Annotated in this window: 12 protein-coding genes; all 12 read left to right on the forward strand. The window is 70.9% G+C overall.

Annotated elements, in window-relative coordinates; genetic code table 11:
- On the forward strand, positions 1 to 821 hold an 821-nt coding region (gene sucB, locus AW270_RS36805; RefSeq protein WP_063819475.1), incomplete at its 5' end, for a 2-oxoglutarate dehydrogenase, E2 component, dihydrolipoamide succinyltransferase.
- Between the two features lie 358 nt (positions 822 to 1,179).
- Complete coding sequence (locus tag AW270_RS36810) at positions 1,180 to 2,073, forward strand: TIGR01777 family oxidoreductase (protein WP_061300780.1); 894 nt, start codon at positions 1,180 to 1,182, stop codon at positions 2,071 to 2,073.
- 57 nt (positions 2,074 to 2,130) lie between these two features.
- Entirely contained in the window at positions 2,131 to 2,880 is a 750-nt protein-coding gene (locus AW270_RS36815; RefSeq protein ID WP_061300781.1) for a Type 1 glutamine amidotransferase-like domain-containing protein, read from the forward strand.
- Positions 2,877 to 3,548: a lipoyl(octanoyl) transferase LipB gene (lipB, locus tag AW270_RS36820; RefSeq protein WP_061300782.1), complete on the forward strand. Its 672-nt coding sequence runs from the start codon at positions 2,877 to 2,879 to the stop codon at positions 3,546 to 3,548. Before AW270_RS36815 ends, lipB begins: the two co-directional genes overlap by 4 nt.
- A gap of 52 nt (positions 3,549 to 3,600) precedes the next feature.
- Positions 3,601 to 3,858: a hypothetical protein gene (locus AW270_RS36825; RefSeq protein WP_157523199.1), complete on the forward strand. Its 258-nt coding sequence runs from the start codon at positions 3,601 to 3,603 to the stop codon at positions 3,856 to 3,858.
- A 45-nt stretch (positions 3,859 to 3,903) separates the two neighbouring features.
- Positions 3,904 to 6,684 (forward strand): COG1361 family protein, encoded by a 2,781-nt coding sequence (locus AW270_RS39790; protein WP_061300784.1) that lies wholly within the window; start codon positions 3,904 to 3,906, stop codon positions 6,682 to 6,684.
- A 153-nt stretch (positions 6,685 to 6,837) separates the two neighbouring features.
- Entirely contained in the window at positions 6,838 to 9,048 is a 2,211-nt protein-coding gene (locus AW270_RS36835) for a sensor histidine kinase (RefSeq protein WP_061300785.1), read from the forward strand.
- A complete protein-coding gene (locus tag AW270_RS36840) occupies positions 9,041 to 9,442 on the forward strand; it encodes a roadblock/LC7 domain-containing protein (RefSeq protein ID WP_061300786.1) in 402 nt (133 codons plus the stop codon). The genes AW270_RS36835 and AW270_RS36840 overlap by 8 nt, the downstream gene beginning before the upstream one ends.
- Positions 9,432 to 9,791, forward strand: coding sequence for a DUF742 domain-containing protein (locus AW270_RS36845; RefSeq protein WP_063819476.1), 360 nt, complete (start codon positions 9,432 to 9,434; stop codon positions 9,789 to 9,791). Before AW270_RS36840 ends, AW270_RS36845 begins: the two co-directional genes overlap by 11 nt.
- A complete protein-coding gene (locus AW270_RS36850) occupies positions 9,772 to 10,347 on the forward strand; it encodes a GTP-binding protein (protein WP_061300788.1) in 576 nt (191 codons plus the stop codon). Before AW270_RS36845 ends, AW270_RS36850 begins: the two co-directional genes overlap by 20 nt.
- 67 nt (positions 10,348 to 10,414) lie before the next feature.
- On the forward strand, positions 10,415 to 11,383 hold the full coding sequence (locus tag AW270_RS36855) for a M48 family metallopeptidase (protein WP_061300789.1): 969 nt from the start codon (positions 10,415 to 10,417) through the stop codon (positions 11,381 to 11,383).
- Positions 11,384 to 11,404: 21 nt separating this feature from the next.
- The gene (gene lipA / locus AW270_RS36860) at positions 11,405 to 12,334 is read left to right on the forward strand and encodes a lipoyl synthase (protein ID WP_061300790.1); all 930 of its coding nucleotides are present in this window, start codon (positions 11,405 to 11,407) and stop codon (positions 12,332 to 12,334) included.
- Positions 12,335 to 12,561 lie beyond the last annotated feature (227 nt).

Genomic DNA, 12,561 nt, shown 5'->3' on the forward strand with positions numbered 1-12,561 from the left:
CGCAGGCCCCGGCCCCGGCCGCCGCGGCTCCCGCCGCTCCGGCCGCCGCGCCGGCGCAGCAGGTGCCCGCCCCGGCGCCGATCCAGGTCGACACGACCCTGCGCGGCACCACCCAGAAGATGTCCCGCCTGCGCAAGGTCATCGCCGACCGCATGCTGGAGTCGCTGCAGACCACGGCCCAGCTGACCACGGTCGTCGAGGTCGACGTGACCCGCATCGCGCGGCTGCGCGACCGGGCCAAGGGCGCGTTCGAGGCCCGCGAGGGCGTCAAGCTGTCGTTCCTGCCGTTCTTCGCGCTGGCGGCGGTCGAGGCGCTCAAGGTCCACCCCAAGCTCAACGCCGTGATCAACGACGAGACCAGCGAGGTGACCTACCACGACGTCGAGAACCTCGGCATCGCGGTCGACACCGAGAAGGGCCTCATCGTCCCGGTCGTGAAGGGCGCCGGCGACCTCAACATCGCCGGGCTGGCCCGCAAGATCGCGGATCTGGCCGAGCGCACCCGCACCAACAAGATCAGCCCCGACGACATCGCCGGCGGCACCTTCACGCTGACGAACACGGGCAGCCGCGGCGCCCTGTTCGACACCCCGATCCTGAACAAGCCGCAGGTCGGCATGCTCGGCACCGGTGGCGTCGTGAAGCGTCCGGTCGTCGTCGACTCGCCCGAGGGCGAGGTCATCGCGGTCCGTTCCATGGTCTACCTGGCGCTCACCTACGACCACCGCCTGGTCGACGGCGCCGACGCCGCCCGCTTCCTGACGACGGTCAAGCGCCGTCTCGAGGAGGGCCGCTTCGAGAGCCAGCTGGGCCTCGCGTAACCGTTTCCCCCGGAACCCCGTCAGGCGCCGCCTGGCGGGGTTCCGCGCGTTTCCGGCAGGAAGACTTCCCTCCGTTACGGCTCTCGCCCACAGCGGCCCCGGCCACCGATTCCGCTCCGGTTCGTATCCGGCGCCATACCACCCGCTCCCGGCCGCTCGCCGCTACGCGCCGGGCGTTCGCCATCGGCCGTGACCCGGCGGACCGGGCGCGGCGGCGGGCGCAGGACACGGTCCGGGCCGGGAGCCTCGGGCGGGGTCGTGGTAGGCGGAGCCGTAACGGAGAAGAAGCCTTTTCGCGTTTTGAAGATGTCCTCGCCCGGTACGTCACCGAACGGGGGCGCGCTACGAAGGGGTAGTCATGAAGATCGCGGTGACCGGGGCCTCGGGCCTCATCGGGACGGCGCTGACCGCCTCCCTGCGGCAGTCGGGCCACGAGGTGCTCTCGCTGGTCCGCAACGAACCCAGAAGCCCCGGGCAGGTGCGCTGGGACCCGTCCGGAGGGGTCCTCGACCCGGCCGACCTGGCGGGGGTGGAGGCGGTGGTGCATCTCGCGGGCGCGGGGATCGGCGACCACCGGTGGACCGACTCCTACCGGCGGACGGTGCTGGAGAGCCGCAAGAAGGGCACCTCCACACTGGTCAAGGCGCTCAACGCGATGGACAAGCCGCCGTCGGTGCTGCTGTCGGGGTCGGCGGTCGGCTTCTACGGCGACACCCGCGACCGGATCGTCGACGAGACCGCGCCGCGCGGCGCCGGGTTCCTGGCCGACGTGTGCGGGGCGTGGGAGTCGGCGGCCCAGCCCGCGCGCGAGTCGGGCATGCGGGTGGTGACCCTGCGGACCGGCGTGGTGCTGTCGAAGCGGGGCGGGATGCTCGGGCAGATCCTGCCGCTCTTCCGCATCGGGCTGGGGGCGCCGCTGGGGTCGGGCGAGCAGTACCTGTCGTGGATCTCGCTGCCCGACTGGGTGAGCGCGGCGCGGTTCCTGCTCGGGGCCGACATCGACGGGGCGGTGAACCTGACCGCGCCCGAGCCGGTGACCAACAGGACCTTCACCAAGGAGGTCGCGGCGGCGGTGAAGCGGCCCACGATGCCGCTGGCGGTGCCGGGGTTCGTGCTGAAGACGGCGATCGGCGGGTTCGCCGAGGAGGGGATCCTCATGGGGCAGCGGGTGGTGCCCGCGCGGCTGACCGCGGCGGGGCATCCCTTCCAGTTCCCGACGATCAGAGAAGCCCTGGCAGACGCCCTGCGATGAGGGTGCCGGTCCCGTAGCATGGGCTCCCTCATTTTGCCGACGACACGGGAGTGATCCATGGGACGCAGCGGGCAGTCGCACATCGTCGCTATCGGGGGTGGATCGTTCCGGCCGACGGAGCGCTACGGGACGATGGAGGCCACCGGCCTGCTCCGCTACGTGCTCGACCTCACCGGCGTCGACCGGCCCAAGCTGGGCCTGATCGCCACGGCGGTCGGCGACTCCCCCGAGTGGCTGCTGAAGATGTACGACGCCTTCCGCGTCTTCGACGTCGACCTCAGCCACCTGTCGCTGTTCCCGATGCCCAACGTCGAGGACCCGCGCGAGTGGCTGCTGGAGCAGGACGCGGTCTACGTCAGCGGTGGCAGCGTGGCCAACCTGATGGCCCTGTGGCGGCTCCACGGCCTCGACGAGGCGATGACCGAGGCCTGGGAGAACGGCATCGTGCTGTCGGGCCAGAGCGCGGGCGCGCTGTGCTGGCACGTCGGCGGCAACACCGACTCCTTCGGCCCCACGCTGCGGCCGTGGGCCGAGGGGCTGGCGCTGCTGCCCTATTCGTGCGGGGTCCACTACGACAGCGACGAGCAGCGCCGTGACCTGCTGCACCAGTCGGTCGCCTCGGGTGAGCTGCCCGAGGGGTACGCCGCCGACGAGGGGGTCGCGCTCCACTACGTCGGGACCGAGTTCATCCAGGCCGTGACGGTCGAACCCGACGGTTACGCGTACCGGATCGAAAGAGATGGTGAAGAAGGGGTCAAGGAGTTCCGTATCGAACCACGGCGACTCGCGTCTACAGTTGACGTGTGAGGCTGGCGATCGTCCGACTTGGCGTCGATGTCCCCTATGAACAGGCCTGGAGCCTGCAGCGGGTCGTCCATCGGCGTCGGCTCGCCGACGAACTCCCCGATACGGCCCTTCTCCTCGAACACGCGCCGGTCTACACGGCCGGCAAACGCACCCGCCCGCAGGACCGGCCGTCCGACGGGACCCCCGTCATCGACGTCGACCGGGGCGGCAACATCACCTGGCACGGCCCGGGGCAGCTCGTCGGCTATCCGATCGTGAAGATCGACGACATCATCGCCTACGTCCGGCTCCTCGAAGAGGTCCTGATCCAGGTGTGCGCCGACTTCGGCGTGGTCGCCGGGCGGGTCGAGGGGCGGCCGGGGGTCTGGGTGCGCGGCGAGGCCCACCACGGCATCCCCGACCGGCGCCTGGGCGCGATCGGCATCCGGGTCGAGCGCGGCGTGACGATGCACGGCTTCGCCCTCAACTGCGCCAACGACCTGAGCTGGTTCAACCGGATCGTGCCCTGCGGCATCCCCGACGCGGGGGTGACGTCCCTGTCGGCCGAGACCGGGCGGCGCATCACCGTCGACGAGGTGATCCCCTTCGCGGAGAAACGACTCGGAGTGGCGTTCGGCGCCGAGCCGGTGTCCATGTTCGAAGAGGAATTGCTGGGGCGACGGCAATAACGCATTCGAATTGGAACCCCAGGTGACCGTGTTCCGTGCCTAGACTGCGATCATGACGAACGGCGAACCTCGTCCGGACGCGATGCTGGACCACCTGATCGCCGTGCTCTCCCAGCTCACCACCGAAGACCCGCCGAGCGACCCGCAGGCGGCCGAAGCCCGCGCGATGCTGGAGCTCGGCATCGACGTGGCCTACCTCGACGACCCGGAGGGCGCGGCGAAGGCCGCGGAATGGCTGCAGCAGCGGGTCAAGCTCATATTGGGGCAGTTGGAGGAATGCCGGCTGGGATTCTCCGGCCCGAATGAGTAGCGGGCTACTCAAGCCACCCGGCCGAAAGAGCACGACCGTCGGGGTATGCCGACCCGTACCCTCCGGGTGTTCCTGGCCCTGTTGCTCACGATGTCCGGGATCACCCTTCTCACCGCACCAGCACGAGCGGCGACCACCCAGCCGCTCACCGTCCGCGTCCTCCTGGTCTCCTGCGTCGCCGACTGCGACGAGGCCGGGCTGGAGGCTCTCGGCGAGTCCACGCCCGACTTCTACGCCGAGATCACCTATGCCGGGTTCCCCGTGCACACCACGCCTCGCGCGCCCGACGACCAGGTGCAGATCGCGCCGTTCTGGACGCTGACCCGGGACGTCCCCACGACCGTCGTCGAGCAGGAGATCTCCGTCCTCGTCAAGGACCACGACTCGACCTCGGGTGACGACTGGGCCGACACCTCGCCGCGCGCGGGCGACCCGTTCACCCGGTTCAAGGTCAACATGATCAACGGCAAGGTGACCGGCGACCTGACCGGGACCGGCTGCGTGACCGGCAACGGCGAGCCCGGCGGCGGTATCTTCGGCGCCGATCCGAAGCCGTCGGTGCAGCTGTGCCTCGACATCACCCCCGGCCCGGGGTTCGACGGCGACGGCGACGGGTTCTCCGACTGGGAGGAGTACCGGGGCCGCGACTTCGACGGTGACAACGTCGTCGACATGACGCTCCCGGACGCCGACCCCAAGCGCCGCGACCTCTACGTCGAGGTCGACTACATGGCCGGCCACAAGCCCGAACCGGGCGCCCTCACCGACGTCGAGAACGCCTTCGACATCGCCCCGATCACCAACGCGCAGACCGGCGAGACCGGGATCAACCTGCACCTGCTCCTGGACGAGGAGGTGCCCAAGGCCGAGGAGATCGACTTCGGCGACTACTCCGACGCGGCGGCCCGCCCGGCGGGCGCCTACGACGACTTCGACGACGTGAAGTCGGGCAGCCCGGCCAAGCCCTGCGGCGCCGGCAACACCGCCCACTTCATGACGGTCGCCGACCGTAACAGCGCCCACTGCCAGGACATCCTGAGCTTCAAGCGGCAGAAGTTCCGCTACGGGCTGTTCATCGACCAGATGACCGGCGGCGGCACCGTGTCGGGCCGGGCCGAGCTCCACGAGCGCGGCGGCAACGACTTCGTGGTCTCGCTCGGCGGCTGGGCGAACTTCGACGGCGTCGGCGGCAAGCAGAACGCCGAGGCCAGCACGTTCCTGCACGAACTGGGCCACACCCTGGGCCTGGGACACGGCGGCCGCTACGACAACGGCACCGTCGACGTGATCAACTGCAAGCCCAACTACCAGAGCGTCATGAACTACATCTGGCAGTTCAACCAGTACGACGCCGGCCGCCCGCTCAGCTACTCCCGGCTCGTCGGCTCGACGCTGGTGGAGAACGACCTCGACGAGACCCGCCAGCCCGGCATCAGCGGCCTGGTGCGGGACGTCTTCCACACCACCCCGAACCCGAAGGGCGACGTCGACGGCAACGGGATCCTCGACGACATGGTGTGGAACCGGTCCGACCCGCAGCAGAAGATCGACTGGAACGAGGACGGCGACAGGCTCGACGATCCCGTCACGATGAACATCAACCGGTTCCCGTGGCTGGGCTCCGACTGCGGCTTCGCCAAGGTCGACGAGACGATGCTCGGTCACACCGACTGGGACCGCCTCGTCTACGACTTCACCTCCAGCCCCCGCTTCTCCGACGGCGCCCACGGGCCGATGCCCGACGAGCTCGACTACGCCGAGGTGACCCGCAGCGCCACCGCCGACGTCAAGGCGGCCCTGTCGTTCGACAAGGCGCAGGCCGCGCCGGGTGAGACGGTCATCGCGACGGCCAAGCTCACCAACCAGGGCGCGGTGGAGTCGCAGGACACCACCGTGACCGTCGACGGCGCGACCCGGCAGCTCCTCCCGCTGGGCGGGGCGACGGAGACGTTCACCTCGACGGTGCCCTGCGACGCGGCCGACGGTTCGGTCCGGACGTCCACCGCGACGGTCTCGGCCTCCAACGAGGACGCGGCCCTGCGCGGCGACAACACGGCCACCGCGAGCTACACCGTCAAGGCGCCCAAGGTCACCACGAGCGTCACCGCCACCCCTTCGGTGAAGGCGGGTGAGGCGATCACCTACACGGTGACGTACAAGAACGTCGGGTCGTCGACCGCGAGCGGCGCGAAGCTGACCTTCACCCCGCCGCCGGGCGTCCACTACACCGGGCCGCTGACCTGGAACCTGGGCGACCTGGCCGCCGGGCAGCAGGGCACGGTCAGCCTCACCGGGCGGCCGAGCCTGCTCACCGAGGCGGGCACGCTCACCGGGTCGGCGAAGGTCGCCTACGGGTCCAACGCCTGCGCGTACGAGGCGGCGGGGTCGGCGTCGACCACGGTCACCGTGCAGCCGCCGAGCCGCGACCCGATGCTCCCGGCGCTGTGGGCGCTGCGCGGCGACCTGCAGACGGCGGAGGTGCTGGCCCGGGTGCAGGCCACCGACCAGCGCTACGACGCCAACGCCGACGGCACGCTCAGCCGCCAGGAGACGGGGTCGGCGTTCCTGCTGCCGGTGCTCCAGCCGAGACAGCTCAGGTCGGAGATGCTGGCCACCCTGCTGAACCTGAGCACCCGGCGGATCAACGCGAACACCAAGGTCCAGACGATCACCATCAGGAGGCTCGGCCTGAACACGGTCGGGGACGCGGTCAGGTATGCCCAGGCCACCCTCGCCCTGCCCCCATCGCTGCAGAACACGATTCGTTACACGGACGCCACATTGGCGCTCACGGAAATCAATTCCGGTATCGCTGAACGCTATTGACCCAGGGCCGCGCGGGCGCCCCAAAGGCGCCCGCGTTTCCCTTTGTTTACATCACGCCGGAAACTAACTATCTTGCTCCATCATGGGCGGCGCCATGGGGCGCTCCCGTCGCGTTCGGGGGCGCTGAACGTCGCTCTGAACGAGACGAGAGCCATGGGTTTCAATCGTGACACCATCAGGTCGAAGGCGTTCTCCCTCCTCGTCGTGCCCCTTCTCGCCCTGACCGCCGTCTGGGCCTACGTCGCGGTCACCTCGGTCGCCGAGGCCACCGGCCTGTTACGGTCCGGCGAGCGTTACACGGCATATCTGCGCCCCGTGGAGGACCTCTGCGACGCCCTGCGGCAGGAGCGCCGGTTCAGCGTCGCCTCGCTCCGCGACGCGCGCGTGAGCGCGCGGGAGTACCTGTCCGAACGGCGCGCCGAGACCGACCGGGCGGTCGCCGCCTTCCGCGAGGCGACCGCGAAGCAGGACCCGGCCGGCCTGCCGGGCACCACCCCGCTGCTGCTGGCCCGGCTCGACGGCCTCACGGCCGTGCGGGGCTCGGTCGACGGCGGCGTCTCGACCGCGGTGACCACGGTCAGCGTCTACAGCGACCTCGTCGACGATGTCCACAACTTCATCCCCAGCCTGGCCAAGGACGGCGGGCTAACCCCTGAGCAGTACTCGCAGGTCCGGTCGCTGAACTCGCTCGACTTCGGGCTCGACCTGCTGGCCCGCGAGCAGAGCCTCATCGGCTACGCGATCGCCGACGAGAACCTGGCCCCGTCGATACACGCCTCCTTCCTCGAACTGGTCATCAGCCGCCGGTTCCTGCTGCGCAACGAGACGGCCGCGCTCGACCCCGACCTGCGGGCCGAGCTGGAGCAGTTCTACGCCACGCCCCTCTACAGCGCGCTGACCGAGGGCGAGAACCGCATCGCCGCGTTCGTACCGACCGACGGGGAGCTCCCCTACAGCCTGCAGCAGTGGCTCAAGACCGGTACCGAGGTCACCGCCAAGGTCGACGGCCTGACCGGCGCGGCGATGGACCGGGCGCTCGGCGCGGCCGGGCAGCGGGTCAGCGCGATCCTGTGGCAGACCGCCCTCATCACCGGGCTCGGCCTGGTCATCGTCGTCGTGTCGGTGCTGATCTCGGTCAGGTTCGGCCGCCGCCTGGTCCGCGAGCTCGGCGACCTGGAGCTGACCGCCGTCGACGTGGCCCGCTCGCGGCTGCCCGACCTGGTCCGGCGGCTGCGCGCCGGCGAGTCGGTCGACCCCGCCGCCGAGACGCCGACCGTCGCCGAAGGGCGGACCGTCGAGATCAAAAACGTGTCCGGGGCGTTCAACCACGTGCTTTCGGAGGCCGTGCGGGCCTCGGTCGGGCAGGCGGAGCTGCGGCGGAGCATCGGCTCGGTGTTCCTCAACCTGGCCCGGCGCAACCAGTCGCTGCTGCACCGCCAGCTCTCGCTGCTGGAGGTCATGGAGCACCGGGTCGACGACCCGGCGACGCTGGAGGACCTGTTCCGGCTCGACCACCTGTCGACCCGCATGCGCCGCCACGCCGAGAACCTGATCATCCTGTCGGGCGCGGCCCCGTCCCGGCGGTGGCGGGAACCGGTCCCGATCTTCGATCTCGTCCGGGGCGCGGTCACCGAGGTCGAGGACTACACCCGGGTCGTGGTCCAGGAGATGCGGCACGCGCCGACCGTCCAGGGGCCGGCGGTCAACGACCTGATGCACCTGGTCGCCGAGCTGATCGAGAACGCGACCGTGTTCTCCCCGCCCGGGACCCGCGTGTACGTCCGGGGCGAGGCCGCCGCCAACGGCTACGCCCTGGAGATCGAGGACCGGGGCCTCGGGCTCGACCACGCCAAGCTGGAGACGCTCAACCGGCGGATCGCCGAACCGCCGGAGTTCGACCTGGCCGACAGCGAACGGCTCGGCCTGTTCGTGGTGGCCCGGCTGGCCGCCCGGCACGGCGTGCGGGTGCTGCTGCGGCGCTCCCCCTACGAGGGCGTGACGGCCATCGTGATGATCCCGCCCAGCCTGCTGGCGGTGCCGGAACGGCAGGTCAGCTACTTCGCCGAGACGGCTCCCCCGCCTCCGCCGGCGCCCGTCGCCCGGCCCGCCCCGGCGCCGCCGTCACCGGCGGCCCACGACGACTTCGACATGGAGGGCCTGCCCCAGCGGGTCCCCCAGACACACCTCGCGGCGCCTCTCCGGGGGGAAGCGCCGCCCAGAAGAGAACCACCCAGAAACGAAGCACAGGCCGACGAGGGCTCCGCCTCCGCCGAACGGCGGGCCGGTCTGATGACGTCCATGCAGCGCGGCTGGGAACGCGGCCGGCGCGAAACGGGGATTGGGAAGGACGGGCCACATGGCTGATCTCGGCAGGGAACTCGACTGGCTGCTCGACGACCTCGTCCGGCGGGTGCCCGGGGTGCTGAACGCGGTGGTGCTCTCCTCCGACGGGCTGGCGATCGGCGGGTCCCAGGGGCTCGACCGGGAGGACACCGAGCACCTGGCCGCCATCGCGGCCGGGAGCCACAGCCTGGCGCAGGGCGCGGGCCGCCGGTTCGGCGTCGGCGGCGTCCGGCAGACGATCACCGAGTTCGAGGGGGCGTTCCTGTTCGTCACCGCCGCCGGGGAGGGCGCCCGGCTGGCCGTCATGACCGGCCCGGACGCGGACCTGGGCGTGGTCACCTACGAGCTGACCATGCTCGTGAAGCGGGTCGGGGAGCACCTCAGCGCACGTCCAAGGGCGGTACATGGCCGCTGACGAGGACCCGGACCCAGGACCCCTGGTCCGGATGTTCGCCGTCACCGGCGGACGCGCCCGCGCGGTGGGTGAGGCCTTCGACGTGATCGCGGTCGTGACCACGATCGGCATGCCGTACGACCAGGCCGGCCTCTCCCCCGAGCACCTCGCCGCACTCCGGGTCGCCACCCGGCCCACCACCGTGGCCGACATCGGCACCCGGCTGCGGCTCCCCCTGAACATCACCCGCGTGCTGCTCAGCGACCTGCGGCGCGAGGGGCTGGTGTCGATCGAGGCTCCGGCGGCCACGGCCGGGGTCCTGAACGAGCGGATCTACCAGGAAGTGCTCAATGGACTACGCGCGCTCTGACCCGGACACGCTGGCGATCAAGATCCTGATCGCGGGCGGCTTCGGCGTGGGCAAGACGACCCTGGTCTCGGCGGTCAGCGAGATCCAGCCGCTGTCCACCGAGGAGCTGCTCAGCGACCGGGGCGCCCGGATCGACGACACCAGCGGCGTCGAGGGCAAGACGACGACCACGGTGGCCCTGGACTTCGGCCGGATCACCCTCCGCGAGGGCCTGTGGATCTACCTGTTCGGCACGCCGGGCCAGGACCGGTTCTGGTTCATGTGGGACGAACTGGCCATCGGGGCGCTGGGGGCGGTCGTGCTGGCCGACACCCGGCGTCTCGGCGACGCCTTCCCGGCGGTCGACTTCTTCGAGCAGCGGCGGATCCCGTACATGGTGGCGGTGAACCAGTTCGACGGGGCCCGCCGCCACGACCCGGCGGTGGTCCGGCGGGCGCTGGCCGTGCCGGGGCACGTGCCGCTCATGGTGTGCGACGCCCGGGACCGGGAGTCGGCCAAGGAGGTCCTGCTGACGCTGGTCCGGCACGCCAGGGAGATGTCCGCCGTGCGGGCCTGATTGCCCAAACGGGTCATGTCGGCCACAGGGCCTGACAGGCGCGCCGCGCCGTTTGCACAATGCTGACATGTCTCGCGTCCTGGCCGTTCTGGTCGCCGTCGTGGTGCACCTGCTCACCCACGCGTTCATCGTGCTCGGGATCCTGCTGATCGCGCGGACTCCCGGGTTCATCCTGACCTGGCTGATCGGGGGCTTCCTGATCGCGCTGGGGGTCATGGTCCGGCCCCGCCTGGGGCGGATCTCCCACGAGGCCGAGGTCCTCCCCGAGGCGTCGGCTCCCCACCTGCACGGCCTCGCCTCGCGGGTGGCCGCGGAAGCCGGGGTGCCCCGGCCGGTGGTGGCCGTCCACGACCTGGGCCTGGGCGCGACCTACGAACGGGTCGGGTTGAGGCGGCGGCCGGTGCTGACGATCGGGCTGCCCGTCTGGCTGGCGCTGTCGCCCTCGCTGCGGGTGGCCCTGCTGGCGACGGCCTGCGCGCACCACCGGTGGGACGACGGCCTGATCGTGAACGGGGCCAAGTCGACACTGGCCGAGGCCAGAGCGGCGCTGTTCGTGCTCGGCGGGAGCGAGGTCCGGCAGCGGGCCCACCTGGAGATGGCCATGACGCTGGGGGCGTGGGCGCCCAAGACCGGCTACGAGACGGCCTCCTGGTTGGGGCGGATGGTGGGCTGGATCATCGGATGGCCGGTGGTGCTGATGCAGGCCGTGCTGAACAGGCTGACGGAAGCGGGCAGAGCCCGCGCCGAGGCGCGGATCCTGGAGACCTCGGCGGCCGTCGCCGGCCCGGACGCCGTCGCCGAGCTCGCCGAGGTGATCACCACGCGGAGCTACCTGGCCCCGATGCAGTCGGCCGCGCTGCGCGGGGAGGACGTGGCCTCGATCCGCCTGGCGGCCCTCGACCGGGCGGCGGTCCGGGAGATGGTCAGCGGCGAGCCGGGCGCGCCGGTGACCGTGATCAGCGAGTCGGAGCAGATCGATCTGGAACTGCGCCCCCACTACGAGCGGGCGGTCAGGGGGCTCGGGCTGCTGTCCTGAGCGAGGGCATAAGCTGTCAAGGTGAGTGTTGCCCCTGATGGTCGTAAGCTCCTCCGCCTGGAGGTGCGCAACAGCCAGACCCCGATCGAGCGCAAACCAGCGTGGATCAAGACCCGGCTGAAAACGGGCCCTGAATACACCGAGCTGAAATCCCTCGTCCGCCGTGAGGGCCTCCACACGGTGTGCGAGGAAGCGGGGTGCCCGAACATCTACGAATGCTGGGAAGACCGCGAGGCGACCTTCCTGATCGGCGGCGACCAGTGCACCCGCCGATGTGACTTCTGCCAGATCGACACCGGGAAACCGGCCGAATACGACCGCGACGAGCCCCGGCGCGTGGCGGAGTCGGTCCAGCAGATGGGCCTGCGCTACGCGACCGTGACCGGCGTCGCGCGCGACGACCTGCCCGACGGCGGGGCGTGGCTCTACGCCGAGACCGCCCGGCAGATCCACTCGCTGCTGCCCGGCTGCGGCGTCGAACTGCTCGTGCCCGACTTCAACGGCAACGCCGACCAGCTCGCCGAGGTCTTCTCGGCCGAGCCGGAGGTGTTCGCCCACAACATCGAGACGGTGCCCCGCATCTTCAAGCGGATCCGGCCCGCCTTCCGCTACGACCGCTCGCTCGGCGTGATCACCACGGCCCGTGAGGCCGGCCTGGTGACCAAGTCCAACCTGATCCTGGGCATGGGCGAGGAGCGCGAGGAGGTCGTCCAGGCGATGCGCGACCTCCACGAGGCCGGTTGCGACCTGCTGACGATCACGCAGTACCTGCGGCCGACCCCGCGTCACCACCCGGTGGAGCGGTGGGTGAAGCCCGAGGAGTTCGTCGAGCTCCAGGCCGAGGCCGAGGCGATCGGCTTCGCCGGGGTGCTGTCGGGCCCGCTGGTCCGCTCGTCCTACCGGGCCGGGAAGCTCTACCAGCAGGCGATCGAGCAGCGCGCCCGCGCCTGAACCAGCCAAGAACACGGGTGGCTCGACACAGGCCGCTCTGCACAGGCCACTCGACATGGGCCGCTGAGCACGGGCAGGACGAAACGGCCGGGGATCAGTTCCCCGGCCGTTTCGCATTGGCGGCCGGTCGCGTGGCTACGGTCGCGTGTCCGGCGGCCAATCCCGGTCGGGCGCTTCCGCGCCCGAAATTTCGGCATATCGACGTTGTGGCCGGCCCGGCAGGCAGG

The sequence above is a fragment of the Herbidospora cretacea genome (genome assembly GCF_001570605.1).
GTDB lineage: Bacteria > Actinomycetota > Actinomycetes > Streptosporangiales > Streptosporangiaceae > Herbidospora > Herbidospora cretacea.

Excerpts from the sequence above, each read along its gene's own strand:
- AW270_RS36810 (WP_061300780.1), top strand. The coding sequence starts at position 1,180 with ATGAAGATCGCGGTGACCGGGGCCTCGGGCCTCATCGGGACGGCGCTG.
- AW270_RS36815 (WP_061300781.1), top strand. The coding sequence starts at position 2,131 with ATGGGACGCAGCGGGCAGTCGCACATCGTCGCTATCGGGGGTGGATCG.
- AW270_RS36825 (WP_157523199.1), top strand. The coding sequence starts at position 3,601 with ATGACGAACGGCGAACCTCGTCCGGACGCGATGCTGGACCACCTGATC.
- AW270_RS39790 (WP_061300784.1), top strand. The coding sequence starts at position 3,904 with ATGCCGACCCGTACCCTCCGGGTGTTCCTGGCCCTGTTGCTCACGATG.
- AW270_RS36835 (WP_061300785.1), top strand. The coding sequence starts at position 6,838 with ATGGGTTTCAATCGTGACACCATCAGGTCGAAGGCGTTCTCCCTCCTC.
- AW270_RS36840 (WP_061300786.1), top strand. The coding sequence starts at position 9,041 with ATGGCTGATCTCGGCAGGGAACTCGACTGGCTGCTCGACGACCTCGTC.
- AW270_RS36845 (WP_063819476.1), top strand. The coding sequence starts at position 9,432 with ATGGCCGCTGACGAGGACCCGGACCCAGGACCCCTGGTCCGGATGTTC.
- AW270_RS36850 (WP_061300788.1), top strand. The coding sequence starts at position 9,772 with ATGGACTACGCGCGCTCTGACCCGGACACGCTGGCGATCAAGATCCTG.
- AW270_RS36855 (WP_061300789.1), top strand. The coding sequence starts at position 10,415 with ATGTCTCGCGTCCTGGCCGTTCTGGTCGCCGTCGTGGTGCACCTGCTC.